The sequence below is a fragment of the Amycolatopsis sp. NBC_01488 genome (assembly GCF_036227105.1).
GTDB lineage: Bacteria > Actinomycetota > Actinomycetes > Mycobacteriales > Pseudonocardiaceae > Amycolatopsis.
In genome coordinates this window covers 5,483,274-5,508,994 of sequence record NZ_CP109434.1, presented here as the reverse complement: position 1 = coordinate 5,508,994, position 25,721 = coordinate 5,483,274, and the positions used below count along the sequence as shown (strand labels likewise).

At 72.8% G+C, this 25,721-nt stretch carries 30 protein-coding genes; 17 read left to right on the top strand and 13 right to left on the bottom strand.

Translation table 11 applies throughout. The features are described from left to right. Positions 1 to 132: 132 nt before the first annotated feature. The gene (locus OG738_RS26355; protein WP_329044865.1) at positions 133 to 558 is read left to right on the top strand and encodes a DUF2269 family protein; all 426 of its coding nucleotides are present in this window, start codon (positions 133 to 135) and stop codon (positions 556 to 558) included. Here the strand turns inward: OG738_RS26355 and OG738_RS26350 are convergent. The 4 genes from OG738_RS26350 to OG738_RS26335 form a co-directional block, all read right to left on the bottom strand. Next, positions 555 to 1,232, bottom strand: coding sequence for a GNAT family N-acetyltransferase (locus OG738_RS26350; RefSeq protein ID WP_329044864.1), 678 nt, complete (start codon positions 1,230 to 1,232; stop codon positions 555 to 557). The two genes, OG738_RS26355 and OG738_RS26350, sit on opposite strands and share 4 nt — an antisense overlap. A 61-nt stretch (positions 1,233 to 1,293) precedes the next feature. Further along, positions 1,294 to 1,935 carry a hypothetical protein gene (locus OG738_RS26345; RefSeq protein ID WP_329044863.1) on the bottom strand — a complete coding sequence of 214 codons (642 nt, stop codon included), beginning with the start codon at positions 1,933 to 1,935 and terminating at the stop codon, positions 1,294 to 1,296. 153 nt (positions 1,936 to 2,088) lie between these two features. Then, positions 2,089 to 2,646: a PspA-associated protein PspAB gene (pspAB, locus tag OG738_RS26340; protein WP_329044862.1), complete on the bottom strand. Its 558-nt coding sequence runs from the start codon at positions 2,644 to 2,646 to the stop codon at positions 2,089 to 2,091. Between the two features lie 219 nt (positions 2,647 to 2,865). After that, on the bottom strand, positions 2,866 to 3,870 hold the full coding sequence (locus tag OG738_RS26335) for a zinc-dependent alcohol dehydrogenase family protein (protein ID WP_329044861.1): 1,005 nt from the start codon (positions 3,868 to 3,870) through the stop codon (positions 2,866 to 2,868). A gap of 82 nt (positions 3,871 to 3,952) precedes the next feature. Here OG738_RS26335 and OG738_RS26330 point away from each other — a divergent pair, with 82 nt between their 5' ends. The 5 genes from OG738_RS26330 to OG738_RS26310 all read left to right on the top strand — a co-directional run bounded on the left by OG738_RS26330 (position 3,953) and on the right by OG738_RS26310 (position 8,536). Further along, positions 3,953 to 4,279 (top strand): ArsR/SmtB family transcription factor, encoded by a 327-nt coding sequence (locus OG738_RS26330; protein ID WP_329044860.1) that lies wholly within the window; start codon positions 3,953 to 3,955, stop codon positions 4,277 to 4,279. Positions 4,280 to 4,348: 69 nt separating this feature from the next. Then, positions 4,349 to 4,798 carry a MarR family winged helix-turn-helix transcriptional regulator gene (locus tag OG738_RS26325; protein WP_329044858.1) on the top strand — a complete coding sequence of 150 codons (450 nt, stop codon included), beginning with the start codon at positions 4,349 to 4,351 and terminating at the stop codon, positions 4,796 to 4,798. Further along, complete coding sequence (locus tag OG738_RS26320) at positions 4,795 to 5,598, top strand: ABC transporter ATP-binding protein (RefSeq protein WP_329044856.1); 804 nt, start codon at positions 4,795 to 4,797, stop codon at positions 5,596 to 5,598. The genes OG738_RS26325 and OG738_RS26320 overlap by 4 nt, the downstream gene beginning before the upstream one ends. Then, positions 5,558 to 6,379, top strand: coding sequence for an ABC transporter permease (locus tag OG738_RS26315; RefSeq protein WP_329044854.1), 822 nt, complete (start codon positions 5,558 to 5,560; stop codon positions 6,377 to 6,379). The genes OG738_RS26320 and OG738_RS26315 overlap by 41 nt, the downstream gene beginning before the upstream one ends. Positions 6,380 to 6,415: 36 nt before the next feature. Next, entirely contained in the window at positions 6,416 to 8,536 is a 2,121-nt protein-coding gene (locus OG738_RS26310; RefSeq protein ID WP_329044853.1) for a transglycosylase domain-containing protein, read from the top strand. On the opposite strand, the gene OG738_RS26305 is transcribed toward OG738_RS26310, so the two are convergent. Then, a complete protein-coding gene (locus OG738_RS26305; RefSeq protein ID WP_329044852.1) occupies positions 8,533 to 8,958 on the bottom strand; it encodes a nitroreductase/quinone reductase family protein in 426 nt (141 codons plus the stop codon). The genes OG738_RS26310 and OG738_RS26305 overlap by 4 nt on opposite strands. A gap of 100 nt (positions 8,959 to 9,058) precedes the next feature. On the opposite strand from OG738_RS26305, the gene OG738_RS26300 reads away from it, so the two are divergent. The 4 genes from OG738_RS26300 to OG738_RS26285 all read left to right on the top strand — a co-directional run bounded on the left by OG738_RS26300 (position 9,059) and on the right by OG738_RS26285 (position 12,456). Then, a complete protein-coding gene (locus OG738_RS26300) occupies positions 9,059 to 9,445 on the top strand; it encodes a zinc-ribbon domain-containing protein (protein ID WP_329044850.1) in 387 nt (128 codons plus the stop codon). Between the two features lie 778 nt (positions 9,446 to 10,223). Beyond that, positions 10,224 to 10,667: a single-stranded DNA-binding protein gene (locus OG738_RS26295; RefSeq protein ID WP_329044849.1), complete on the top strand. Its 444-nt coding sequence runs from the start codon at positions 10,224 to 10,226 to the stop codon at positions 10,665 to 10,667. Between the two features lie 140 nt (positions 10,668 to 10,807). Next, positions 10,808 to 11,101, top strand: coding sequence for a hypothetical protein (locus OG738_RS26290; RefSeq protein ID WP_329044848.1), 294 nt, complete (start codon positions 10,808 to 10,810; stop codon positions 11,099 to 11,101). Positions 11,102 to 11,451: 350 nt separating this feature from the next. Beyond that, positions 11,452 to 12,456, top strand: coding sequence for a pirin family protein (locus OG738_RS26285; RefSeq protein ID WP_329044846.1), 1,005 nt, complete (start codon positions 11,452 to 11,454; stop codon positions 12,454 to 12,456). On the opposite strand, the gene OG738_RS26280 is transcribed toward OG738_RS26285, so the two are convergent. Both OG738_RS26280 and OG738_RS26275 read right to left on the bottom strand, forming a co-directional pair. Continuing rightward, positions 12,430 to 13,272 carry an alpha/beta fold hydrolase gene (locus tag OG738_RS26280; RefSeq protein WP_329044845.1) on the bottom strand — a complete coding sequence of 281 codons (843 nt, stop codon included), beginning with the start codon at positions 13,270 to 13,272 and terminating at the stop codon, positions 12,430 to 12,432. The two genes, OG738_RS26285 and OG738_RS26280, sit on opposite strands and share 27 nt — an antisense overlap. Before the next feature lie 255 nt (positions 13,273 to 13,527). Next, positions 13,528 to 14,202 (bottom strand): GntR family transcriptional regulator, encoded by a 675-nt coding sequence (locus OG738_RS26275; RefSeq protein WP_329044844.1) that lies wholly within the window; start codon positions 14,200 to 14,202, stop codon positions 13,528 to 13,530. A 2-nt stretch (positions 14,203 to 14,204) separates the two neighbouring features. Between OG738_RS26275 and OG738_RS26270 the strand changes: the two genes are divergently transcribed. After that, entirely contained in the window at positions 14,205 to 15,875 is a 1,671-nt protein-coding gene (locus tag OG738_RS26270; RefSeq protein WP_329044843.1) for a thiamine pyrophosphate-dependent enzyme, read from the top strand. Here OG738_RS26270 and OG738_RS26265 read toward each other — a convergent pair. Together OG738_RS26265 and OG738_RS26260 are read right to left on the bottom strand one after the other, a co-directional pair. Continuing rightward, entirely contained in the window at positions 15,872 to 17,257 is a 1,386-nt protein-coding gene (locus tag OG738_RS26265; RefSeq protein ID WP_329044842.1) for a pyridoxal phosphate-dependent decarboxylase family protein, read from the bottom strand. The two genes, OG738_RS26270 and OG738_RS26265, sit on opposite strands and share 4 nt — an antisense overlap. 242 nt (positions 17,258 to 17,499) lie before the next feature. Continuing rightward, positions 17,500 to 18,405, bottom strand: coding sequence for a phosphatase PAP2 family protein (locus OG738_RS26260; protein WP_329044841.1), 906 nt, complete (start codon positions 18,403 to 18,405; stop codon positions 17,500 to 17,502). A gap of 110 nt (positions 18,406 to 18,515) precedes the next feature. Between OG738_RS26260 and OG738_RS26255 the strand changes: the two genes are divergently transcribed. The 4 genes from OG738_RS26255 to soxR all read left to right on the top strand — a co-directional run bounded on the left by OG738_RS26255 (position 18,516) and on the right by soxR (position 21,718). Beyond that, positions 18,516 to 19,205, top strand: a complete 690-nt coding sequence (locus OG738_RS26255) for a response regulator transcription factor (RefSeq protein WP_329044840.1) — start codon at positions 18,516 to 18,518, stop codon at positions 19,203 to 19,205. Between the two features lie 65 nt (positions 19,206 to 19,270). After that, the gene (locus OG738_RS26250) at positions 19,271 to 20,647 is read left to right on the top strand and encodes a HAMP domain-containing sensor histidine kinase (RefSeq protein WP_329056843.1); all 1,377 of its coding nucleotides are present in this window, start codon (positions 19,271 to 19,273) and stop codon (positions 20,645 to 20,647) included. Beyond that, positions 20,644 to 21,132 carry a hypothetical protein gene (locus OG738_RS26245; protein ID WP_329044839.1) on the top strand — a complete coding sequence of 163 codons (489 nt, stop codon included), beginning with the start codon at positions 20,644 to 20,646 and terminating at the stop codon, positions 21,130 to 21,132. Before OG738_RS26250 ends, OG738_RS26245 begins: the two co-directional genes overlap by 4 nt. Before the next feature lie 106 nt (positions 21,133 to 21,238). After that, positions 21,239 to 21,718 (top strand): redox-sensitive transcriptional activator SoxR, encoded by a 480-nt coding sequence (gene soxR, locus OG738_RS26240; protein ID WP_329044838.1) that lies wholly within the window; start codon positions 21,239 to 21,241, stop codon positions 21,716 to 21,718. Here soxR and OG738_RS26235 read toward each other — a convergent pair. From OG738_RS26235 to OG738_RS26225, 3 genes are all read right to left on the bottom strand, one after another. Beyond that, the gene (locus OG738_RS26235; protein WP_329044837.1) at positions 21,706 to 22,224 is read right to left on the bottom strand and encodes a mycothiol transferase; all 519 of its coding nucleotides are present in this window, start codon (positions 22,222 to 22,224) and stop codon (positions 21,706 to 21,708) included. The two genes, soxR and OG738_RS26235, sit on opposite strands and share 13 nt — an antisense overlap. Before the next feature lie 73 nt (positions 22,225 to 22,297). After that, complete coding sequence (locus tag OG738_RS26230; protein WP_329044835.1) at positions 22,298 to 22,840, bottom strand: hypothetical protein; 543 nt, start codon at positions 22,838 to 22,840, stop codon at positions 22,298 to 22,300. Between the two features lie 2 nt (positions 22,841 to 22,842). Continuing rightward, positions 22,843 to 23,535 carry a hypothetical protein gene (locus OG738_RS26225; RefSeq protein ID WP_329044834.1) on the bottom strand — a complete coding sequence of 231 codons (693 nt, stop codon included), beginning with the start codon at positions 23,533 to 23,535 and terminating at the stop codon, positions 22,843 to 22,845. A gap of 248 nt (positions 23,536 to 23,783) precedes the next feature. Between OG738_RS26225 and OG738_RS26220 the strand changes: the two genes are divergently transcribed. Next, the gene (locus tag OG738_RS26220) at positions 23,784 to 24,527 is read left to right on the top strand and encodes an SDR family oxidoreductase (protein WP_329044833.1); all 744 of its coding nucleotides are present in this window, start codon (positions 23,784 to 23,786) and stop codon (positions 24,525 to 24,527) included. 58 nt (positions 24,528 to 24,585) lie between these two features. On the opposite strand, the gene OG738_RS26215 is transcribed toward OG738_RS26220, so the two are convergent. Next, entirely contained in the window at positions 24,586 to 25,026 is a 441-nt protein-coding gene (locus OG738_RS26215) for a DUF6314 family protein (RefSeq protein ID WP_329044832.1), read from the bottom strand. A gap of 50 nt (positions 25,027 to 25,076) precedes the next feature. Between OG738_RS26215 and OG738_RS26210 the strand changes: the two genes are divergently transcribed. Beyond that, complete coding sequence (locus OG738_RS26210) at positions 25,077 to 25,676, top strand: hypothetical protein (RefSeq protein ID WP_329044831.1); 600 nt, start codon at positions 25,077 to 25,079, stop codon at positions 25,674 to 25,676. Positions 25,677 to 25,721: the final 45 nt, after the last annotated feature.

Below are 25,721 nucleotides of genomic sequence, written 5' to 3'. Positions count from 1 at the left end.
GATCCCCTTCCGCTACTGGTTCGTCGAAGGGCGGCCGCCGGATTCGACATCCGGCCGAGGTTGGCCGGATGTCGGCGGTTCCTGGCATTCCAGCCACTGCCGGCCGGGCGCGAAGATCGGTAACTTCGCGGCGTGTCGAAATTCCTGCTCTCGGTCCACGTCCTGGCGGCGGTGCTCGCCGTCGGCCCGGTCGCCGTCGCGGCCAGCATGTTCCCCGCGGCCGTCCGGAAGGGCGATCTCAAGATCGCGAAGATGCTGCACCGGATCTGCCGCGTGTACGCCTACGCCGCCATCGCCGTGCCGGTGTTCGGCTTCGGCGTCGCGGGCACGATGCACGTCATGGGCGACCCGTGGCTGCTCACGTCGATCGGGCTGACCGCCGTCGCGGCCGCGGTCCTCGCGCTTCTGGTGCTGCCGCGGCAGCAGCGGCTGCTGGCCGAGGAGTCCACTTCGGACAGACTGGCCCGGCTCGCGATGGTCACGGGCGTGTTCAACCTGCTGTGGGCCGCGGTCACGGTGCTGATGATCGTGCGGCCGGGTTCCTCGACCGGCGCTTAGCCGGGCACGCGGACGGCGACGAAGTCCGGCCGCCGCCGCAGGACGAACCCGAGCGAAAGGTAGAGGCGGATCGCGGAGGTGTTGCTCGCGGCCGCGTGCATCATCGGCGTCTCGCCGCGCTCGCGGATGCCCGCCGCCACGGCGAGCACGAGCCGCGTCGCGAGACCGTGCCCGCGGTACGCCGGGTCCGTGCACACCGCGCTGATCTCGGTGTAGCCGGGCGGGTGCAGCCGCTCCCCGGCCATCGCGACCAGCGCGCCGCCCCGCCGGATCCCGAGGTACGTGCCGAGCTCGACGGTCCGCTTCCGGAACGGCCCGGGCTTCGTCCGCTCGACGAGGTCGAGCATCTCCGGCACGTCCGCGAGCCCCAGCCGCACGGCTTCCGGGTCCGGCGCGGCCGCGACGCCCTCGTCGACGAGCTGGACGCCGGGCAGCGCGTCGAGGATCTCCCAGCCGGACGGCGGCCGCGCGGCGGTGGCGGCGAGCACGACGACCGCGCCCGGCCCGCCCAGCTCGGCGACGTCCCGCCAGTCCTGCTCGCCGGGGTCGTCCGGCAGGGCCAGGAACGGCGCGACGTCTTCGGGGTAGCGCAGCACGCGCCCACGTCGTTCCGCGAAGCGCGCGTGCGGGCCGGTCAGCGACGCCCAAGCCGGGTTGTCGAGCGGAGAAGCCATACCTCCAGACTGCTCGATCTCGCCGGTCCGGCGGCGGTGCTCCCACATCCTGAGCAAGCGCTCAGCCGACGGTCGTCAGCTCGTCGTCCGAGAGCACGCCGGACCCGGCCGACACGATCAGCCTGCCGGCACTGACCTGATAGGTGTAGTCGCCGTTCTTCGCGACGAAACCGTCGCCCGCGGCCTGCGCGGGCAGCACGATGTGGGTCTCGTCCGAAGCCGCCTGCCCCCGGGCCTGGCCGTCGTAGAAGATCCGGCCGTCGGGCACCTGGCAGATGGTGATCAGGGACTTCGCCGTCTGCGCGACCAGCAGCGCCGTCCCTTGGCCGCCCGGCAGGTACCGGGCCGCGTCCCCCGGACACGGCTTCCCCGCCGGCGTGGCCGACGTCGACGTGGCCGACGTCGTCGGCGTGACCGGCGGCGTGAGGGCGTTGGCCGTCGTGACCACGGTCTTGGTCGTCGGCAGGGCGGGCGTCGTGTACGACGGGAACGGCCCGGACGCGTCGGGCGAGGGCTTCGAGCGGGCGCTGAACAGCAGGACCCCGCCCACGGCGACGCCGGCGACCAGCATCAGGGTGAGCAGCACCCACAGCGCCCGCGCGCGGGCCCGGCCGGGCGCGAGGCTCGAGCAGGTGCCGCACCGCCCGGCCGCGGGGTCGTTGACCGCACCGCACTGCGCGCACGTCCAGGGGACACCCGCCATCGGGCCTCCTTCTCCCCCGGCCTCCCCGGCGCGGAAGCACGCCGGTCTCTCATCGTCACCGACGCGGGCGCGGGCTGCAACGCCCCGGTACGCCTGATGGGCGATGCCGGCACCGGGAGCCGTCGTCCGGCTCCAGCGGTGGGCGCGGAAGTCTCAGACGACGAACCGGCGGTGCGCGTGCGGTTCCAGCGGCAGCGCGCCGTTCAGCGCGGCGCGGGCGCGCAGCTCCAGCGCGCGGTCCAGCGGCGCGGTCCCGGCGGCGGGCGCGGTGTGGAACGTGCCGCGGTCGAACAGGTACACCAGCGCGAGCTTGCGGTCGCGGCGTCCGGCGAGCTCGGCGAACTCGACGCTCGCGGACCGCAGGCAGCCGCCGTAGCCCGCCCTGGCCAGCCGGTCGGCGACGTCCACCAGGTCGGCGGTCAGCACGCGCAGGTCGCGGTTGCGGCGCCAGCACCGGACCGTCGAGCGGCCGTGGAGATCCTGCGTGACCAGCGGGTGCACCGGCAGCCGGGCCGACGTCGCGGCGATCAGCTCCGCCTCGGTGCGGGCCAGTGCGTCTCCGTCCACCCGGAAGCCGACCGTGCCGCCACCGGTGGGGGTGAGGCCGAGCGCGGCGCGCATCCGCGGGGCGGCCGCGGCGAGGGTGTAGAGGGACTGCAGGTGCGGGCGGGACGTCCAGCACCGGACGAGCTTGCTGTCCAGCAGAGTCATGTGTCCTGTCTCCGGTAGCGAAAGACCGCCGGGCCGGGCGCACTGGCAATGTCCACAATGGACGTCAGGCGCGGGGACGCGGGGGTCGGAGAGGACAGCATGCGCCCGCGGCCGCCGGTTCCGGACCGGAACCACGCGGTCACGCGGCGAACGGCGGCACTTCGCCGCCGAACGGTCACTCGGAGTCAGGTTCAGCCGATCAGCGGTATCCCTCTCGCCTCACGCCCCCGAAATCACGACCTTCCCCAGGTTCTGCCGGCTCCGGAACCGCTCGAACGCCACCCCGGCGTCGTCGAACGGGTGAACGCTGTCGACGACCGGTTCGATCGGGCGCACGGCCAGGCGCCGGACGAGGTCCTCGGTGTCGTCGCGGCTGCCGACCCAGATCTTCCGCACGGTCGCGCCGCTGCGGAACAGGTCCATGAAGTCCACCGGCGCTCCCCCGGTGCCGACGAACCCGACGAGCGCGATGTCGGCGTGGTGCGTCCCGGCCGCGACGATCGACTGCGCGAACGTGCCCGGCCCGCCGACTTCGACGATCCGGTCGGCCCCGTGGCCACCGGTGGCGTCGAGCACGGCCTTGCCCCACTCGGGGGTCGCCCGGTAGTCGATCACGGTGTCCGCGCCGAGCGCGGTCAGCTTCGCCGCCTTCTCCGGGCTCGACGTCGTCGCGATCACGCGCGCGCCGTGTGCCTTGGCCAGCTGCAGGGCGAACAGCGAGACCCCGCCGGTGCCGAGGGTGAGCACGACGTCGGCCGGCCCCAGCGGCGTGCCGCCGTTGAGCGAGGTCCACGCCGTCACCGCGGCGCACGGCAGCGTCGCGCCCTGCTCGAAGGTCAGCCGATCCGGGAGCGCGACGAGCGCGTTCTCCGAGACGGCGCGGTAGCCGGCGAGCCAGCCGTCCTGGCCGTTGCCGTAGCCGCGCAGGGTTTCCGCGGCGGGCAGCCGGCCGCCGATCCAGTTCGCGTGGAAGGCGTTGATCACCCGGTCGCCGACCGCGAAGCGCGTGACGCCCTCGCCCACCGCGGCGACCTCGCCCGCGGCGTCGGACACCGGGATCAGGCTGCCGGGCCCGTTCGTGAAGTGGTCGCCGTCGAGGATGAGCAGGTCCCGGTAGTTCAGCGACGTCGCCCGCACCCGGACGAGCACCTCGCCGCGCCGTGGCTCGGGCACCGGCTCTTCCCGCTGGACCAGACGGCCGGACTCGGGACGGTAGACGCGCACCGGACCTCCTCATGTTAATCGAATGGCTAACATCGAGCCTGGCACAGCGGCCCGCGCCACGGCAACCAGGGATACTCGGACCATGGCCAGCCGCACCGCGACGCCCCTGGAGCACCCGGCCCTCGAGGACGTCTCGTTCCCCGAGGCGCTGGCAGCCCTGCGCGACCCGCACCGCCTGGCCATGGTCGCCGCCCTCGCCCGCGCACCCGGCCAGTCGTGCGGCGCGATCATGCCGCCGGTCAGCAAGCCCGCGGCGTCCCGGCACTTCAAGATCCTCCGCGCGGCGGGCCTGCTGAAGCAGTGGGACAGCGGCACGCAACGGCTGAACGCGTTGCGCCGCGAGGAGTTCGACGCGCGCTTCCCCGGCCTGCTCGACCTGGCACTCGCCGAAGCCGCGCGACTGCCCTGATCGGGATCTTCCCGGCCAACCAGACATTTAGCGTTGCTAATAGGTCTGAATCAGAGCTACCTTGGAAGCATGACCGAACTCGCCGAACGACTGCTCGGCACCGTCCAGGGGATCCGCCGGGTGGTGCGCCGCCGCGTGCGCGCCGACGGGCCCGACGTGCCGGGCTTCCCGCTGCCCGGCGCGCAGGTCGAGGTCCTGCGCGTGGTCGCCGACCAGCCGGGCATCGGCGTCGCCGCGGCCGCGCGCGAACTGCACCTGGCCGCCAACTCCGTCAGCACGCTGGTGAACCAGCTCGTCGACGCCGGCCTGCTGCGCCGCGAAGCCGACCCCGCCGACCGGCGCGCGGCCCGGCTGGAGATCACCGCCGCCGCGCGCGACCGGATGGCGGCCCTGCGCCGGGCCCGCACCGGGCTCGTCGCCGACGCCCTCACCGGACTGTCCGAAGAGGACACCGCGGCGATCGAACAGGCGTTGCCGGCACTCGAAAAGCTCATGGGCATCCTGAAGGAGCAGCCATGACCGAACCCGCGGTGCGGTGCACCGGCGTGAGTCACTCGTTCGGGACGACCCGGGCGGTGGACGGCGTCGACCTCGAGATCTCGCCCGGCGAGGTGTTCGGCCTGCTCGGCCCGAACGGTGCCGGCAAGACGACGACGCTCCGGATGATCACCACGCTGCTGCCCACGGCACCGGACCACATCACCGTCTTCGGCGTCGACGTCGCGCGCCGCCGGATGGCCGTACGCCGGCTCATCGGTTACGTCCCGCAGCAGCTGTCGGCCGACGGCGCCCTGACCGGCCGCGAGAACGTCGCGTTGTTCGCTCGCCTCTTCGACGTGCCCCGCGCGCGGCGCGACGGCGAAGTGCGGCGGGCCCTGGACCTCGTCGGGCTGACCGACGACGCCGATCGCGTCGCGAAGGGCTATTCCGGCGGCATGATCCGCCGGCTGGAGCTCGCCCAGGCGCTGGTCAGCTCGCCACGGCTGCTGATCCTCGACGAGCCGACGATCGGGCTCGACCCGGTCGCCCGCTCGGCCGTGTGGGAGCGGATCACGCAGATCCGCGCCGACACCGGCATGACCGTGCTCGTCACCACCCACTACATGGACGAGGCCGAGCAGTACTGCGACCGCGTCGCGCTCATGCACACCGGCCGGATCCGGGCACTGGGCACGCCCGCCGAGCTCGAGACCGACCTCGGCCCGGGGTCCACATTGGACGACGTCTTCCGCGCGGTCACCGGCGACCGCCTCGAAACCGACGAAGGAGGGATCCGCAGTGTCCGTGCCACTCGCCGCACCGCCCGCCGTCTCGGCTGACCCCGGTCCGCTGCGCCAGGCGCGCATCCTCGCCGCCCGCGTCGGCGCGATGTGCCTGGTGGAGCTGCAAAAGCTGCGGCGCGACCAGACCGAGCTGCTCACCCGGGCGATCCAGCCCGCGCTGTGGCTGCTGATCTTCGGGGAGACGTTCACCCGGCTGCGGGCGATCCCGACCGGCTCGACGCCGTACCTCGACTACCTGGCCCCCGGCATCCTCGCGCAGTCGGCGTTGTTCATCTCGATCTTCTACGGCATCCAGATCATCTGGGAACGCGACGCAGGCGTGCTCGCCAAGCTCCTGGTGACGCCGACCCCGCGGGCCGCGCTCGTCGCGGGCAAGGCGTTCGCCGCCGGCGTCCGCGCGCTCGTGCAGGCCCTGATGGTGCTGATCCTGGCCGCGATCCTCGGCGTCGGGCTGACCGTGAACCCGCTGAAGCTGCTGGCGATGGCCGTCGTGCTCGTGCTCGGGTCGGCGTTCTTCTGCTGCCTGTCCATCGTGATCGCCGGGATCGTGCTGTCGCGGGAACGGCTGATGGGCATCGGCCAGGCGATCACGATGCCGCTGTTCTTCGGCTCGAACGCGCTCTACCCGGTGGACCTGATGCCGTCGTGGCTGAAGGTGCTCAGCCACGTCAACCCGCTGAGCTACCAGGTCGACGCGCTGCGCGGCCTGCTGATCGGGACGCCCGCGCACCTGGGCCTCGACTTCGGCGTGCTGGCCGCGGCGACGGCCGCCGGAGTCGCGGTCGCTTCCGCGCTGCTCGGCAGGTTGGCCCGGTGAGGCACATGTCTCACCGAACAGAAGCTTCATTCCCGGATGGCTAATCTCGGTTCCGTGAATGGTCGTCCTGGCGTGTTCTCTTTGGTCGGATTGTGCGTTCTCGCCGGAATTCTCGTGGCGGGCACGATGGCACCCGCGGCCATCGGCGCCGGCGTGCTGTCGAATCAGGTCAGTGATTCGGTGGACACCATTTCCGCGCAGCTCGCCGCGGCCGACCCGCCGCTGACCACGACGGTGACCGACCGCGACGGCACGCCGATCGCGACGCTCTACGCGCAGTACCGGCTCCCGGTCACCGCGGCCGGGATCGCGACCACCATGAAGGCCGCGATCATCGCGGTCGAGGACCGCCGGTTCTACACCGAAGGCGGCGTCGACGTGCAGGGCATGCTCCGCGCGGCGGTCAACGACAGCACCGGCGGCTCGCTGCAGGGCGCGTCGACGATCTCGCAGCAGTACGTCAAGAACTACCTCGTGAACGTCGTCGACCGGACCGACCCGGTGGCCCAGGCGGCCGACCGCGAGGACTCCGTCGCGCGCAAGCTGCGGGAAGCGAAAATGGCCGTCCAGCTCAACGACACGATGAGCAAGGACGACATTCTCGCCGCGTACCTGAACGTCGTGGAATTCAGCGGAACGGTGTACGGCGTCGGTTCGGCGGCGAAAGCCTACTTCGGGACCACAGCGGACAAACTGACCGTTCCGCAGGCCGCGTTGCTCGCCGGAATGGTGAACAACCCGAGCGTCTACAACCCGTACACGCACCCGGCCAAGGCGCTGCAGCGGCGCAACCTCGTCATCGACGACATGGTCACCAACGGCTCCCTCCCCGCGTCCTACGCGGCGACGGCGAAGGCGGCCCCGCTCGGGCTGCTGCCGAACGGGCCGGTGACGCCGTCCGGGACGTGCATGGGCGCGGCGCCGGACGCCGGGTTCTTCTGCGCCTACGCGGAAAACTACCTGGTGCACGCCGGGTTCACCGCGGACCAGCTCGCCACCGGTGGCTACACGATCAAGACGACCCTCGACCCGCGTGTCTCGCAGGTGACGAAGGACGCCGTCGACGCGAACGTCCCGACCACGCAGGACGGCGTGGCCAACACCTTCGCCGTCGTGCAGCCGGGCTCGACCGGGCACCAGGTGCTCGCCATGGTCGCCAACCGGAACTACGGCACCGATCCCGCGCAGGGCCAGACGTCCACGGACATCGTCGCGGACGCGAGCAACGAGTTCGGCGCGGGCTCGTCGTTCAAGATCTTCACCTCCGCCGCGGCGCTCGTCACCGGCAAGGCGGGCCTCGAGACGCCGTTGCCCAACCCGGACAGCCAGTGCTTCGCGCCGCCGAACGCCAACGCGCACACCGCGTGCTACACCGTCCACAACGACGGCCACTACGCCGATCCGATCACCCTCGCCGACGGGCTCGCGACGTCACCGAACGTCGCCTTCGTCGGGCTCGAGAGCCAGGTCGGGATGCCCGCCGTGCTCGACATGGCCTACAAGCTGGGCCTGCGGAACACCCTGGCCACGAACGACGCGGGCGCGACGCCGGACCCGAAGTCGTCGAACCCGCAGTACGACGAGCCGCAGTCGCAGTACTTCCGGAACCTGCTGTCGTTCACCTTGGGCAACAGCCCGGTGAGCCCGCTGGAGATGGCGAACGTCTCGGCGACGCTGATGAGCGGGGGCGTCTGGTGCCCGCCCACCCCGATCCTCTCGGTGACCGACCGGAACGGGAACGCCGTCCCGGTGCAGCAGCAGGGGTGCGAGCAGGTCATCCCGACCGGCGTCGCGAACACCCTGGAAGCGGGGCTGAGCAAGGACACCACCAGCGGCACGTCGGCCCAGGCGGCGCGCGCGGCCGGCTGGACCCGGCCCGACATCGGCAAGACCGGCACGACGCAGCAGAGCGAGTCCGTCGCGTTCGTCGGCGGTGTCGACGGCTACGCGGTGTCGTCCATGGTCTTCGCCGACGGCCCGCGCCCGCGCGAAATCTGCCCGGGCACGCCGGTGCACCTGGGCAACTGCGGCCACGGCGCGTTCGGCGGCACGGTCGCCGCGCCGCCGTATTTCCACGCGATGAGCCAGCTGCTCGCGGGCGTGCCGGACCAGCCGATCCCCGGGCCGGACCCGGCGTACCTGACCGCGCGGAACTAGCGCGGTTCGAGGAAGACGAGCGGGATCTCGCGCTCGGTCTTGGTCTGGTACTGCGCGTAGTTCTTGAACTGGCCGGCGATCTTCGGCCACAGCTTCGCGCGCTCGTCGGCGTCGGCGACCCGGGCGCGCATCGGCCGCTTCGGCGCGCCCTTCAGCGACACCTCGACCTCCGGGTTGTCACGCAGGTTGAGGAACCACGCGGGGTGCGTGTCGTCCCCGCCGCGCGAAGCCACGACGACCAGCGTGTCGCCGTCCTGGTGCGGCGAGGTCAGCAGCACCGACCGCGGCTGCCCGCTCTTGCGGCCGATCGTGGTGAGTTCGAGGACCGGCATGGCGGCGTGCCAGCCCACCTTCCCGCCGGTGAGCTTGATCAGGCCGCGGTGCACGGCGTTCATGGTCTTGAGGGCGAAGTCGCTCGGCATGATCACAATCTAGTCCCCGAGTTCGGCGAAACCGCCACGCGGCGGCGCAGCGGTGTGCGAGGCTGCGCGGCGAACGAGGACCTGGGAGAAAGAAGTACCGATGCTGATCTGGGGCTGGCGGACACGGATCTACGTGCTGGCGATGACGACCTTCCTGTGCGGCCGGTGCGGCAACCCCGCTTCGCACGCGGTGCGGAAGGCGGTCACGAAGTTCACCCTCTTCTTCATCCCGCTCTTCCCGATCGGCGTCAAGTACTCGGCGCAGTGCACCTTCTGCGGGATCGAGAACCGGATCTCGAAGGAGGACGCGCTGCGCCTGCAGGCCCAGGAGGAGCAGGGCCGGCAGCCGCCGTCCGGCGGGTACCCGCAGCAGGGGTTCCCGTCGCCGCACCCCTCGCAGCCGCAGGGCTTCCCGCAGCCGCAGCACCCTTCGCAGGGGCTTCCGCAGCAGCAGTACCCGCCCCAGTTCCCCCAGCAGGGCAGCTGAGCCATTCCGCACTCGAGCGCCGGTCCCCTTGCCGACCGGCCTCGAGCGCTCTCCCGGTCCGGCCCCGACGTGGGCAGACTTCGCGACCCGGCGCGCGATCAGGGCCGAAGTCCCGGCGAACCGCCCCACACGCCGCGGCGAGCAGCGTGACCTCGACCGTGGCCTGGGCCCCGAGCGGCCAATCGCTCCCGCTCGCTTCGTCGCGCAGCTCCCGCTCGGCCACCGCGGCGAGCGCGACCGCGTCGGCCAGCCTGGCGCCGCTCTCGCCGGCGAGCAACTCCCGAAGGGCACGGGCCGAGGCGACCGCGTGCCCGCCCAGCCGGCCGAGGGCGGCCGGCGGCACCCTTCGCTGCGGCTGCGCGACCTCCTGCGCAAGACCACCCATCCGAGTGAGATCCGCGGCGGTGTGGACGGCGCCGGCGACCGCCTTCACGTCCTCCTCCCGCGGCGTGTGCAGAGCCGACAGCGCACCCGCCTGGTCCTCGCAGGCGACCGCGAGCGCGGCGGCGTCATCTCGCCCCCGTCCGCCCAGCGTGTGGTCACTTTCGAGCACGGCACGCGTGGCGTCTTCGAGCGCGATCGCGACCAGGGCGCACAGGTCCGCCAGCCGGTCGGCGAGCGTGCCCAGCTCCTTCTGAAACGCCGTCGGCATGGCGGCCGGAAACCAGCCCGGCCGGGTGCCGGCATCTCGTCGCCCGGCCCGGAACTGTCGGACCCCCGTGCTCTCCTCGTCGGCAAGAGCGGTGCACCCCGCACCCGGAGGAGAAGGAGGAGACCGATGGCAGGCGAAACGCTGGTCACCGTGATCGGCAACCTGACGACCGACCCCGAGCTGCGCTTCACCCCGTCCGGCGCCGCGGTCGCGAACTTCACGGTCGCGTCCACGCCCCGCACGTTCGACCGCGAGTCCGGCGCCTGGCGCGACGGCGACGCGATGTTCCTGCGCTGCAGCGTGTGGCGGCAGTACGCGGAGAACGTCGCGGAGTCGCTCGGGCGCGGTGCCCGCGTGATCGTCCAGGGCCGGCTGAGACAGCGGTCGTTCGACACGAAGGAGGGCGAGAAGCGCACCGTGACGGAGCTGGACGTCGACGAGATCGGCCCGGCCCTGCGGTACGCCACGGCCAAGGTGACCAGGCTCAGCCGGGCCACGACCGGGGAGGCGAACAGCTCGTGGACGCCGGAGCCGGTACCGGTGGGCTCCGGGGCGGAGCCTCCGTTCTGAGTCGATCCCGGCTCGACCGGCGGCGGTGACGATGGACGGACGCTTCTGGCCGGGCCGGTTCCGGATGTGCTGTCGAAAACCCGTCGGCGGGTTCGACGCATGGGTAGGACGAGGTCGAACCACGAGCGGGAGGGACCGAGATGGACGGGAACGAACAGACCGGGACACCGGCCGCGCGCCCCCTGGTGAACCACCGGATGCTGGCGATGCTGCGAGCAGTCGGCGCGGGCCGCGGCCGGGTGTCCTGCAGCAGCGAGCCCGACCTGTTCATCGACGGCATCTCGTGCGGCGACCAGTTCGCGGCCCACGCGCTGGCCCACCAGGGCCTGGTCCGCCCGGCCCGCCCGGGACAGCCGGGCGAGCTGGTCCCGGCGATCCTGACGGCCGACGGCCAGGCGATCGTCACGGCACAGCACCAGCACCACGCCGCCTGACCCGGCGGTGCGACGTTTGACAACTCCAGAAAGCGAAACCGGCGGCCGCCGCGCCATGCGCCCTCGGCGTGTCCGCGAAGGGATCTCGACGGTCCTGACCACCACCTCGGCTGCAGGCCACACGCCGCCACGCAAGCCGAGCGCACCCGCGGACCGACCCTCAGCGGCCCTGACCGCCACCAGCCCACATGGCCCGCAGGTGCCACCGCAGCCGAAGGGCGCGCCACCCAGCCCTCCGGCGCGTCCACCTCCAAGAGCTACTCCACCCCCACAGCGCCGTCGGTCCGCCCGTCCGACGCGACGCCACCAGGCACCCGAACCCGGCCCGCGACGCGACTACCGTGGCGGACATGAGCAACACCGAGGCCGCCCCCGCCGAACTCGCCTGTGGCGACCGGCCCACGGCCGCCGATCCCGACCGTCCGGCCGTCGAGATCCTCACCCCGCGTGAGGTCCCCCTGGGCGGACCACGGGCGATGCGGGTCCGGCGGACGCTCCCCCAGCGGTCGCGGTCGCTGATCGGCGCCTGGTGCTTCGCCGACCACTACGGCCCGACCGAGGTGACCGGCGCGATGGACGTCGCCCCGCACCCGCACACCGGCCTGCAGACGGTGAGCTGGTTGTTCGCCGGCGAAATCGAGCACCGCGACAGCCTGGGCACGCACGCGATGGTCCGTCCCGGCGAGCTGAACCTGATGACCGGCGGCCACGGCATCTGCCACTCGGAGGTCTCGACCGAAGCCACGAAGACCCTCCACGGCGTCCAGCTCTGGGTGGCGCTGCCCGAACGGCACCGGCACACCGCCCGCGCCTTCGACCACTACGTGCCTTCGGTGAACCGCATCGAGGGCGCCGAGATCCGGGTGTTCCTGGGGTCGCTGGCCGGGCGCACGTCCCCGATCCCGACGTTCACCCCGCTGCTGGGCGCCGAGATCGTGCTGGGCCCGGACGCGCACATGTCCCTCGGCACCGACCCTCGCTTCGAGCACGGCGTGCTGGTCGACACCGGGGACGTGGAGGTCGCGGGCACCCGCGTCCGCGCGGCGGAGCTGGGTTATGTCGGCACCGGCGTGCGCTCCCTGACGTTGAGCAACCGGGGCACGGCACCGGCCCGGTTTCTCCTGCTGGGCGGGACACCGTTCGACGAAGAGATCCTGATGTGGTGGAACTTCGTCGGCCGGACCCACGAGGAGATCGCGGCCTTCCGCGAAGCCTGGCAAGCGGAGTCCGACCAGTTCGGCAGCGTCACCGGCTACACCGGCACCCCGCGGCGGCTGCCGGCGCCGGAGCTGCCGGCGGTCCGGATCAAGCCGAGGCGCAATCCGGCGTCAGGCCAGGAAACCCGTCACGGCTGACGCGAACGCGGGCGCGTCGTCCAGCCAGGGATAGTGCGCGGCGCCGGGCATGACGACGACCCGGCCGTCCGGGAACAGCGCGGCGAACTCCTCCGCGACACCGGGGCTGGCGATCCAGTCCAGCTCACCGGCCAGCACGAGAACGGGAGTGTCGACGGCACCGAGCGCGGCCCGCGTGACCTCGGGATCGAAGGCGCCATCGGCGTTGTAGACGCGCGCGGCGGCGCCGTTGCGCTGACCGGGTTCGGCGGCCTGGTGCCGCCGGGCGGCGTCGTCCCAGCGGCCGTAGTACATCGGCGCCATGGCGGCCCAGTCGGCGCTGGTCGCGGTCCTGGCGGCGATCGCTTCGTAGGCCGCGGCGGCGTCGTCGAACCAGGGCGCCCCGGCCCGCCGGGCCATGATCCGCCGCCGGTCGGCGACAGGCAGCTGCAAGCCGACGGCCCGCGGACTGGGCGCGACGAGCACGAGCCGCCGCAGCCGCCCGGGACACCGAGCGGCATAGAGCACGGCCAGGCTCGCCCCGGCCGAGTGCCCCAGCAGGTCCAGCTGGTCGAGGCCGAGGTGCTTGCGCAGCGCTTCGACGTCCTCGACCTGCCGATCGCACCGGTAGGTCGCCGGGTCACCGGGCACCTCGGAGTCCCCGGTCCCCCGCAGATCCAGCACGGCAAGGCGGCAGCGGACGCCCAGCCCACCGAGATCCCCGAGGTAGGCACCGGCCCGCATGGGCCCACCGGGCAGGCAGACGACAGGCGCCCCACCGGCCCCGGAGAAGTGCACGGAGAGCGCGGTCCCGTCCGGCGCGGAGAAGATCGGCATCCCCGACCCTGGCACTCCGCGCCCGGCCCGGGCAACCCTCACTCGCGCAGCCCTCCTGCCACGTGCCGCGCTCCCCTCTCCGGGGCTCGCCGAGCTGCCCCGCTCATGCGGCGTGCGGCACTTCCCTCGCCGCGGAACGCCGGGACAGCCCCAACTGGTGCTCCGGAGCCGTCACCGCCCCAGCGCTAGAAAAGCCCAACCGCGCCAACCAATGCCCCCGGTCGGCCACCCCCGAACCAGCCCATCCCGCAACCGTCACCGCTCCCGCGCGAGAAAGGCCTCCAACGTCGCCAACCGATGTCCCCGCGCGAACCGCTCGACCTCCGCCGGATCAGCCCCACCCTCGATCAGCGCGAGCAACCGCTCATGCTCCTCGACCGACGCCCGAGCCCGCCCCGGTACGGACGCGAACGTGCTGTCGCGGACCGCGGCCAGCCGGGTCCAGCAGCGCCGCACCAGGTCGACCAGGTTCGGGTTCGGGCAGGCGCCGAACAGCACCTCGTGGAACTCGGCGTTCAGCGCCGTGAACGCCAGCGGGTCGAACTCGGCCAGGCTCCGCCGCAGCCGCTCGTTCAGCGAACGGGCGCGTGCCAGGGCGTCCGGCGTGAGCAGCGGCGCGGCGAGCCCGGTGGCCGCGCCCTCCACGATCGCCACCGTCTGCATCGCGTGCCGGTACTCGGTGGGGTCGATGGCCACCACCCTGGCTCCGACGTTCCGCTCGAACTGGATCAGCTCCTCGGCCTCCAGCCGGCGCAGGGCTTCGCGGACCGGCACCGCGCTGACGTCCAGCTCGCGGCCGATCTGGTCCAGCACCAGCCGGTACCCGGGGCCGTAGCGGCCGTCGAGGATCCTGGCCTTGATCGTCTCGTAGGCCAGCTGGGACTTCGTGACCGGTCTTCCCGAGGACGCGCTGATCATGTAGGAAACCATATATGGTCCTGCCGACGGACGACGCCCAGGAGGCCGCGCCGATGCCGATTCCCCCGCCTGCCCCGACCGCGGCCGACCTGATCGTCGACGGGCTGCGGGCCCACGGCGTCGACACCGTCTTCGGGCTGCCCGGCGTGCAGACCTACGACCTGTTCGACAGCCTGGCCCGCGCCGGGGACCGGATCCGGGTGATCGGCGCCCGGCACGAGCAGACCGTGGCCTACATGGCGTTCGGGTACGCCCAGGCGACCGGCCGCACCGGCGTCTACACCGTGGTGCCCGGTCCCGGCGTCCTCAACGCCTCGGCCGCGATGCTCTCGGCGTACGGGGCGAGCGCGCCGGTGCTGTGCCTGACGAGCGAGATCCCCCGCGCGTACCTCGGCCGCGGGCTGGGGCACCTGCACGAGATGCCCGACCAGCTGGCCACCCTGCGGACGATGACCAAGTGGTCGGCGCTGGTCGAGCACCCGGTGGCGGTCCCGGACGCGCTGGCGACCGCCTTCCGCGAAGCCGCGGGCGGGCGGCCGAGGCCGGTTTCCCTGGCCGTGCCCTGGGACGTGCTGGGCCTGCGTGCCCCCGCCGAGGCGGCCGGTCCGCTGCCGCTGCCTCGCCCGGCCGTCGACCCGGTCGCCGTGGAGAAGGCCGCGGATCTCCTCGCCGGCGCCAAGAACCCGATGATCATGGTGGGCGGCGGCGCGCGGCACGCGGCGGCCGAAGTCCGGGCGCTGGCCGAGCGGCTGCAGGCGCCGGTGGTGCCGTTCCGCGGCGGGCGCGGCATCGTCGGCGACGACCACCCGCTGGGCTTCACCTGCGTCTCCGGCTTCGAACGGTGGGCGGAGACCGACGTGGTGATCGGCATCGGGTCGCGGATGGAGCTGTCCTGGTTCCGCTGGCCGGAGAAGCCCGCGGGCCTCGAGACGATCCTGCTCGACATCGACCCGCGGCAGGCGACGCGGCTGGAACCGGACGTAGCGATCGTCGCCGATGCCGCCGACGCCACAGCGGCACTCACCGAAGCGGCAGGTCCACAAAGGACGGACCGGACCGCCGAGTTCGCCGCGCTGAAGGCGACCGTGGCCGAGCGGTGCACCGACGTCGGCCCCGAACTGGAGTACCTGCGGGCGATCCGGGACGTGCTGCCGCGCGACGGCTTCTTCGTCGAGGAGATCTGCCAGGTCGGCTTCGCGTCCTACTTCGGGTTCGAGGTCTACTCGCCGCGCACCTTCGTCACGTGCGGCCACCAGGGCACGCTCGGCTTCGGCTACCCGACGGCACTCGGCGTGCAGGCGGCCTTCCCCGGCCGCCCGGTGGTTTCGGTGGCCGGGGACGGCGGGTTCATGTTCGCGGCGCAGGAGCTGGCCACGGCCGTCCAATATGGACTGAACGTCGTGGCGGTGGTGTTCGACAACGGCTACTACGGCAACGTCCACCTCGACCAGGAGCGGCTGTTCGAGGGCCGCGCGCTGGGCGGGCGGCTGCGGAACCCGGACTTCGCCCGGCTCGCCGAGACGTTCGGCGCGCTCGGGCTGACCGCGCGCACCCCGGACGACCTGCGCGGCGCGCTGGACAAGGCGTTCGCCGCGGGCCGGCCGGCGCTGGTCCACGTGCCGTGCGAGCTGGGCGTCGGCGCCTCGCCGTGGAAGTACCTGATGCCGAAGTCCGACCGGAGCTAACCGGCGGCCACGCGCTCGAGCACGGCGAAGACGCGATCGACGTCGGCCGTGGTCGTCCGCCAGTTGCTGAACGCCGCCCGCAGGGCGGGGCGGCCGTCGTGCACGGTCGGGGTGAGGAACGTGGTCCCGTCTTCGGCGATGGCGCGGACGAGGGCGTCGATCCGGTCCTGGGTGACGTCTTCGGCCGGAGCGAAGCACACGACGTTGAGCCGCACCGGCGCGAGCAGCCGCCAGCGAGGCGAGCCGTCGAGGCGCGCGCCGAGGTCCCGGGCGAGCGACACGCAGCGCTCGACGATCTCGCGGTGCCCGTCCCGGCCGTACGCCACGAGCGAGAACCACGCCGGGAGGGCGCGCAGCCGCCGGGAGTTCTCGGGCGTGAGGTGCAGGAAGTCCGGGGTCTCGCCGATCTCGCCGAGGTAGGCCGCGTTGTTGCCGAACACGCGCAGCTGCAGGTCGCGGCGGCGGGTGAACTGGACGGCGGAGTCGTACGGCACGTTGAGCCACTTGTGCAGGTCGACCACCACGGAGTCGGCCTGGTCGAGGCCCGCGGTCAGCGCCTCGTGCTCCGGCGCGAGCGCGGCGAACCCGCCGAACGCGGCGTCGACGTGCAGCCAGAAGTCGTACCGCTGCTTGAGCGCGGCGATCGCGCGCAGGTCGTCGAAGTCGACGGTGTTCACGGTGCCCGCGTTCGCGACGACGACGGCCGGCCCGTCGAGCGATTCGAGCGCCTCGGCCAGCTTGCCGACGTCGACGGCTTCGCGGCCCGGCAGCACCGGCACCTTCCGCAGCGCCGAACGGCCCATCCCGAGGAACGACAACGCCTTCAGGATGCTCGAATGCGGCGAGCCGGACAGCACGGTGACCGGGCCGAGCGCGGCGGCGCCGTCGTCGGACACCGACACTCCGGCGCGCTCGCCGAGCCATTCGCGGGCGATGGCGAGGCCGGTGACCGTGGACATCGTGGCGCCGGTGACGAACGCGCCGGAGAATTCGGCGTCGAGCCCGAACAGCTCGGCCAGCCAGCCGACGGTCTCGCGTTCCAGGTCCTGCGCCGAGGAATCCATGCCGCTGGCGGGATTCTGGTCGTAGGCGGCGGTGAGCCAGTCCCCGGCGAGCGACGCCGGAGTCGCGCCGCCGGTCACGAACCCGAGGTAGCGGGGCCCGGCGCTGCCCGCGAAGCCGGCTTCCCAGCGCTGCGCGAACTCCTCCAGCGCGCCCCGGGCCCCGGCGCCCTCGAGCGGCAGCGGCGCGCGAGTCACCTCGCCGGGCGGGACGGCGGCGGGCCGCTCAGGCAGCCCGGCAAGCGCTTCGCCGGCGAGTTTCCGCGCGGCGTCGAGAAGATCGGGCAGGGACTTCAGGTCTTCGGCAAGCCTCGGATGCACGACCCCGACGCTAGGCGCCGCCGCCCGCGGTGTCGCGGTCCAATCCCCCGAAACTGGCCCGCCCGAAAGTCCGCGTCGACCCTCGAATCACGAGTGATGCCCCTCCCATCACGCGAGATGCCCACCCAGTCACGAGTGATGCCCCCTCAACCACGCGAGATGCCGTTCCCGCCAAGCGAACCGGCCACCCAGGCCAGCCGAGCTACGCCGACTGACCCCCAGGCGCGCGAGCCGGGCTCGGGTCAGTGGCGCCGGAGTCGCCGGACCCTTGCCTCCGCCGGGTCGAACGCGACCCGGCGCAACGGCCCGACGAGCAGCAGCACCACCGCCATCGCCGAGAGTGCCGCCAGCACCATCGCCGCGACGAACTGGGCGGCGCCGGACGTCGCCGTCGCGAGCACCGCGTATCCCACCAGCACCAGCGCGAGCGGGGCGAACAGGCCGCAGAGCACCGGGGCCGGCGGCACCCGGTCACCGTCGGGGCGGCGGGCGGAAACCACCGCCGCCCCGGCGCAGGTGACCGCGGCGACCAGGAGGCAGCCGCCGACGGTGTCGCTCAACCGGTGCCAGCCCAGCGCCACGGCCGCGGCCGAGACCCAGGCGACGCCGACCCCGCCGGCCACCAGGGCCTGCGGGCGGAACCGGCGCGGCAGGACGATCGCGAGCGCCACCAGCACGGCCATCGCCGCGCTGACGTGCCCGCTCGGGAAGCTGTTGTGGCTCGCGACGCCGAGCCGGTCGCCGGTGGCCGGCCGGTCCAGGACGTACAGCTTGAGCAGCTGCGCCACCACCAGCGGGGCGGCGAGCAGGAGCAGGGCCGTCACGCCGAGCGCGAACCGCCGCCGGGCCAGGGCGATCACCACCAGCAGGACCGCGACGGCGCCGAGCACGACGACCAGGTCGGCGTCCCGCAGCGGGGCCGCCCAGTCCACTGATTCTCCCGCGGTCTGGGCGCTGCGGACGACGCCGTTCTCGACGCCGCGGCCGGCCTCCGTGCGGACGAAGAGCAGGTAGGCCGCGACGAAGGCGAGGGCGAACCCGGCCGCGCTCGCCGCGAGCACGGCGGTGCGGGACACGGCCCGGGTCACGAGCGCGTGGCGCCCGGCCGGCGGGGTGACGGGGCGTACGTCGGAGCTGATCACTGCCATGTCCCCGAGTCTGGATCCGGCATTTCGAGATCCCGTCAGCGCGATGTCATGGTTTTGCTACAAGATCCGCCCGGGTCGCCACGACGTGCGCTTTTCCGAATAATGGCGCCGTGGCCGAGGTACTGGTGGTAGAGGACGACGCGGCGGTGCGGGAAGGACTGCAGCTGGCCCTGCGGCGGCAGGGGCACGTGGTGCACACCGCGGAGTCGGGCGAGCGCGGCATCGAGGTGCTCGTGCACCACCGGCCCGACCTCGTCGTGCTCGACCTGATGCTGCCCGGCATGGACGGCTTCGAGACGTGCCGGCGGATGCGCGCGTCGGGGCCGATCCCGATCATCATGCTCACCGCGCGCAGCGACGACTTCGACATCGTGGCCGGGCTCGAAGCGGGCGCGGACGACTACGTCGCGAAGCCGGTCGAACCGCGGGTGCTGGACGCGCGGATCCGCGCGGTGCTGCGCCGGGCCGTCACCGAGCGGCCGGATGAGCCGCCGCAGCCCGAGGAACGCCACGGCGACCTGGTCATCGACCGGGCGGCGCTCGAGGTGACCAAGCGCGGCGCCCCGGTGTCGCTGACCCCGACCGAGCTGAAGCTGCTGCTGGAGCTCTCGCGCACGCCCGGGCAGGTGTTCAGCCGCCAGCAGATCCTCTCCGCCGTCTGGGACCACGACTACCTCGGCGACTCGCGGCTCGTCGACGCGTGCGTGCAACGGCTGCGGGCGAAGATCGAAGACACGCCCGCGAAGCCGGAGTACGTGCGGACGGTCCGGGGGTTCGGCTACCGGTTCGGCCGGTCGTGATCCGGCCGGTCCGCTCGTGGCTCGCCGGGCTGAGGCCCCGGCTGGTCGCCGCCTTCGCGGTCATCATGATCTTCGGCGCCACCGCGGCGGCGGGCGCGAGCTACGTCTCCGCGCGCAACGCCATCCTCAAGGGCGTCCAGGACCAGACGATGCTGAAGCTGCGCGACCAGATCGTCGCGTACCTGCCGACCGTGTCGCTGCCGCCGTCCCAGGCCACGCTCGACGCGTTCGCGGCCGCGCTCAAGCCCGGCGGCGCGCTGGTCGTCTACCACGGCCTGCACTCGTCGTCGGGCATGACGGTGGACGACGTGCCCGCCGAGCTGCGCCAGGCCGTCGCGACCGGCACGAGGATCCAGTTCCAGCGGGTCGACGCCCAGGGCTACCCGATGTTCTACGTGGGGATCCCGGTGCAGACCGGGTCGGGCACCGCGAGCGGCCTCGAGGTCTACTCGGGGACGTCGCTGGGCCAGCAGCAGGCCGCGATCGCCGACCTGGCCCGCCAGGCCTGGCTGGTCTCCGCGCTCGCCCTGCCGTTCGCGGTGGCGGTGGCCCTGCTGGCCGCCCGGCAGGTGCTGCGGCCGGTGCGCGCGCTGAACACCGCGGCGGACCAGCTCGGCCGGGGGCGGCTCGACGTACGCCTGCGCGTCAAGGGCGCCGACGAGCTCGCGCAGCTGGTCACGACGTTCAACCACACCGCGGCGGAGCTGGAGCGCACGGTCGGGACGCTGCGCGCGATGGAGGCCGACGCGCGGCGGTTCGTCGCCGACGTCTCGCACGAGCTGCGCACCCCGCTGGCCGCGATGAACGCCGTCACCGACGTCCTCGACGAGGACGCCGGCCAGCTGCCCGCGGACACCGCGGTCGCCGCGCGGCTGGTGTCGGCGGAGACCAAACGGCTGACGCGGCTGGTCCAGGACCTGATCGAGATCTCCCGGTTCGACGCCGGCCGGGCCGAGCTGCGCCGGGAGAAGCTGGACGTCGCCGCCGCGGTCACCGACAGCCTCACCGCGCGCGGCTGGGAGCCCGGCTCCGAAAGCTCCGCCGTGGTCGCCGACCTGCCGCCCGGCATCACGGCCGCGCTCGACCGGCGGCGGCTGGACATCGTCGTGGCGAACCTCGTCGGCAACGCGCTGCGGCACGGTGCGCCCCCGGTCGAGGTGGTGCTGCGGGCCGGGCCCGGCGACCTCGTGCTGACCGTCACCGACCACGGGCCAGGCATCCCCGAAGAGGTCCTGCCCCGGGTCTTCGACCGCTTCGCCAAGGCGGACACGTCCCGGGCGCGGTCCGAGGGCAGCGGGCTCGGGCTGTCCATCGCGCGCGAGAACGCGCGGCTGCACGGCGGCGACATCGTCGCGGCCAACACCGGCGGCGGCGCGCGGTTCGAGCTGCGCCTGCCCCGGGAAGCCCGGTTCGAGGAGGCCCCGTTCGTGGAGGCACCGTGAAGAAGCTCTTCGTCCTGGTCGCGCTGCTGCTGGTGAGCGCGTGCGGCGTCAAGCCGACCGGCGCCGTCCCGGCCGGCCCGGCGCCGACGCTGCGGAACCCGGGCGCCCCCGGGCGCGGCACCGACCTCATCCTGTACTTCGTCATCGACGGGCGGGTGGCCCCGGTGACACGGTCGTCCGGCAGCACCGTCGGGGTCGAGGCAGCCCTGGCGACCCTCCTGGCCGGACCGACCACCGAGGAGGCGGCCGACGGCTACGTGACCGCGCTCCCGGCTCGGTCCGGGCCCATCACGCTGACTCCGGGCCCGCCGGCGGCGATCACGTTCCCGTTCGCGCTGAAGCCGATCTCCGGCCTCGGGATCAACCAGCTGACCTGCACCGCGTTCGCCGCACTGGCGGCGCAGACCCGGTATTCGGTCGACGGCACCATCAGCCTCTCCGGAACGGACGTCCAGCTGCCGTACCAAACGTGCCAGGCGTTCTGAGCGACGTTCGTCTACTGTGGACGGTCACCCGCCACGAAGACCGGGGTCGGAATCAGACTTCAAGCGAGCTTGAAGTCAAGCGTGCGGCTGTGGTTGGCTGGGGAGCATGGTGAACGCCACAGCGCGCACGCTGCCCGACCTCACCGTCGGCGAGCTCTCCCGGCGCAGCGGGGTCCCCGCATCGGCCTTGCGGTTCTACGAGGACGAAGGCCTCATCCGCAGCCGCCGCACCGCGGGCAACCAGCGCCGCTACGGCCGGGACGCGCTGCGGCGGGTGACCTTCATCCGGATGTCCCAGCGGGTCGGCATGCCGCTGTCGGCGATCCGGGAGGTGCTCGCGCTCCTGCCCGACGACCGCACGCCGACCCGGGCGGACTGGGCGCGGATCTCGCGGTGCTGGCAGGACGACCTGAACGCGCGGATCCGGCAGATGGAACAGCTGCGCGACCAGCTCACCGACTGCATCGGCTGCGGCTGCATGTCCCTGGCCAAGTGCCGGCTCGCCAACCCGGGCGACCGGCTCGGCACCGACGGGCCCGGCCCGCGGCGCCTGGCCGATCACCGCGGCGGCGGCTACGAGGACTGACGGCGTTCCAGCACGCCGCGGACGAACATCGCCTGCCCGGCGTGCTGGATGTCGTCGTCGAGGACGCTGACCAGCCGCACGCCCAGCGTCACCGGGGGGTCCCACGCCTCGTCGACGACCCGGTCGAGCGCCTCGTCGTCGAGGTTCTCGAGGTACCGCACGGTCTGCTCGTGCACGGCGTCGTAGTACCCGGCGAGCAGGTCCGGCTCATCGACCCGGACCGCCTCGACGTCGGCCGGGCGGTGGCCGTAGCCGGTGTCGCCCGCCGGGAACGGGAGCCCGAACCGCGAAAGCCAGTCCTGGCTTGTCCACACCTGCTCGGTCCCGGCCACGTCGGCGACGTGGTCGTCCTGGACGCGGGTCAGGTGCCACACCAGCCAGGCGATCGAGTTGGCCCCGTCGTCCAGCCGGGTCCGGAGCTGCTCGGCGGTGAGCCCTTCCACCGCCGCGTGCACGTGCTCGCGGACCCGGCCGAACCCGTCGACGAGCAGATCGGCCACGTTCATTCGGCTGCCTCCCATTGGCTGAACCCGTTCACCGGCGTGCTACCCGATCATGCCCGCCGGCAAACGGGTCCGGCTACCGCGGGAGCAGCTGGTCGAAGAACGAGCGGTAGCGGCGCAGTGCGATCCGCAGTTCCTCGGTGGCTGGTTCGCCCTGCCGCCACTGGCCTTCCAGCTCGCTCTTGTGCTCGGCGAACGTGGTCGCCAGGGCGCTGATCACGGCCGCGACCAGCTCGTCGGCGTCGTGGACGGCCTGCTTCGGGTCGTCGACGAAGCCGGTCTGCACGTTCTGCCAGCGGTCCCGGAAGCCGGTGATCTTCTCCTCGTCGATCAGCGGCGGGGTCTCCACGTCGCCACCCGACTGGGCGGGAGTGGCGTCCGCGTGGGCGTCGCCGGCGGTCGGCTGGGCCGAAGCCGAAGCCAGGTCGGCGGTGCTCAGGTTCTGTTCACCGTCGCGATCGGCTTCGCGGTCGCCCTCGTAGCCCTCGTCGGTGCCCGGCTCGCGGAAGTCGGCCCGGTCCTGGCCGGGGACGTCGGTGCCGTCCGGCTCGCGGACGTCTTCACGCCCGGTGAGGTCGTCGTCGTGTTCGGTGCCGTGCCGGGTCAGGTGCTCGGTCATGGTCAGCGTCCTCCGTTCCACTCGGTCCGCGGCTGCGCGGACGCCTGTCGCTCGTGCTGTCCGGTCTCGTGACGGTCGTCGTCGCGGGCCTCGTCGGCACGGTCGCGGTCGTGCTCGGTGCGGTCGTGCCCGTTGCGACGGTCGTGGTGGTCGTGCCGCTCGTCGTCCGCGCCGTCGGTCAGCAGGTCCTCGAAGACCGTGCGGTAGCGCACCATCGCGTCGCGGAGGTCCTCAGTGGACGCTCCGTCGCGCTTCTGCTGCGTGGTGTGCGCGGCGCGGTAGTGCTCCAGGGTCTTGGCGTGCCGCACGGAAAGGTCGGCCACCTGCTGCTCGTACCCCTCGGTCGGGTAGCCCCGCTCGCCCATCAGCCCCACGAGGAGCCGGTCGGCGTCGGAGACCGCGGCGGCCGGCTGGTCGACGAACTTTTCCTGCACCTGCGCCCATTCCTGGGTGTAGCGCTCGCGCGCCGACGCCGACAGCGGGCGGATGTCGAGCTCCTTGTGCCGGCGTTCCCGCTCGGCCAGTTCCCGTTGCGCCGCACGCGGGTTGTCACTCTCCTTGACGGCTCGGTCGTACTCCGGACCGAACCGCTGCTGCAGGCGTTTTCGCTGCATCTCTTGCGTCACAAGCCAAATCACGGCGCCGAGCACCGCGATGGCCACGATGACGATCACGACGATCAGCCATGTGGGCATTGTGCAAACTCCTTCACGGATGTCGCCCCCGATGCGTCCGGTGTTCCCGCCCGCCCAGGCCCGAAAACCGGGTCAGCCCGCGATTCGGCCGACCGGCGGCGCGGATACGGCCGGATGCCGAGGCCACACCCGTGGTGTAACGACGATAACAGTTACGGACTAGCGTTGTTACCATCGTGGTGCTATCGTCGATAACAGAACAAGGGAAGCGGTGATACAGCCACCGCCCGGACCGGAAGAAGGAACCGATGAGCACCCCCACTGAGTCCCGGGTCGCGATCGTCACCGGCGGCTCCCGCGGCATCGGCCGCCAGGTCGCCGAGCGCCTGGCCGCCGACGGCATGGCGGTCGTCGTCAACTACGCCGGCAACGAAAAGGAGGCCCAGGCCGCCGTCGACGCCATCACCGAGCGGGGCGGCCGGGCCATCGCCGTCCGCGCCGACGTGGCCGACCCGGCCGCGGTCGCGGGGCTGTTCGACACCGCGGAGACCGCGTTCGGCGGCGTGGACGTCGTCGCGCACCTGGCCGGCGTGATGAACGCGCCGACGCCGATCGCGGACACCGACTTCGAGGTCCTCGACCGGGTGCACCGCACCAACATCCGCGGCACGTTCGCGGTGGCCCAGCAGGCCGCGCGGCGGGTCCGCGACGGCGGCGCCGTGATCACCACCTCGACGTCGGTGCTCGGGCTGAACCTGCCCGGCTACGGCATCTACAACGCGACCAAGGGCGCGGTCGAGGCGATCACCATGATCCTGGCGCGCGAGCTGCGCGGCCGCGACGTCACCGTCAACACCGTGGCGCCCGGCCCCACGGCGACCGCGCTGTTCCTCGACGGCAAGGACGAGGAGACGATCGGCCGGATGGCCAAGCAGCCGCCGCTCGAGCGCCTCGGCCGGCCCGAGGACATCGCCGAGGTCGTCGCGTTCCTCGCCGGCCCGGCCCGCTGGGTCAACGGCCAGGTGCTGCGCGCCAACGGCGGAATCGTCTGAGCGGCCGGCGACCGGATCCGGCGGGAGTTCCTGCGGCGGATCGACCTGGCCGGCCTGCTCACCCCGGCGGCCGGGTGAACCGGGTGACGATCACGTGGTCCTTCGCCGGCCCGCGGACCGCCCACTCCTGCCGCCACCGCCGCGCGTCGAGCACGCGGTAGCTCCCCCGATAGCGGTCGTCGCGGCACGGGTGGTCCGTCTCCCAGTGCCCGGCGCGCAGGTCGAGCGCGTGGAAGAACCCGCCGTGGTCGAAGTGCACGTCGGCGCGGCCGGGCGCGGTGAGCCGATAGTGCAGGGTGCGCGTCACCGGGCCGGTGTACGCGCCGAGCCGCAGTTCGCCGGCTTCGTGGTAGACGAGGACGCCGCCCTCCTCGGTGAAGGTGGCGGTGCCGGTCACCTCTCCCGCCGGATGCCCTTCCGCAGTGCGGATTTCGCGGTCGAGCCGCCACTCGCCGGCGAAATGCGCGGCGAGGTCGGGGACCGGGAAGTACTCGTCCATCGGATCCAGTGTGTCATCCGGCCGTGACCGGTACGGGCTAGGTTCGGATCATGCGACTTCCGAGGGGGACGGCCGCCTTGTGCGTGCTCGCCTGCGTCACCGCCTGTGCCGGCCCGACGGCTCCGGCCGCGCCCCCGCCGGTCACGACGAGCCACCGGCCGACCCCGGCCCACACCACCACCGGCCCGCCGCCGGCTCCGGCGTTCGTCACGCCCGCGAAGGTCACGGCGGCGTGCCCGTTCGTCACCGTCGACGAGATCACCCGCGCGATCGGTGGCGCCTGGTCGGCCACCGCGGTCGAACAACCGGCGAAGAAGGGGTCGTTCCGGTGCACCTACCAGAGCGAATTCCACGACGCCGCCGCGTTCCAGCTGCGGATCCTGGTGCCCGGCGGCCGGTCGCTGCGAGCGCTGTCCGCCGAGATCGCGAAGTCGTGTGGGGAAGCCGCGGTGCCCATCCCCGGCGCCGGCGACGCCGCGTTCTACTGCCAGGGACCGGACGCGGACGTCGACGGGATCCCCGAGCAGCAGACGCGGATCGCCGTGACCAAGGCGAGCCACGGCGAAACCCGGGCCGGCGTGCTGGACGTGCACCGGATCCGCGAAGACGTCTACGTGACCCTCGCGAAGCTGCTCGGCGAACGGCTCTGATCCCGCCGCGCCGGAGAGGGCGGCCGGAAGTTGTCGGACCCCGGC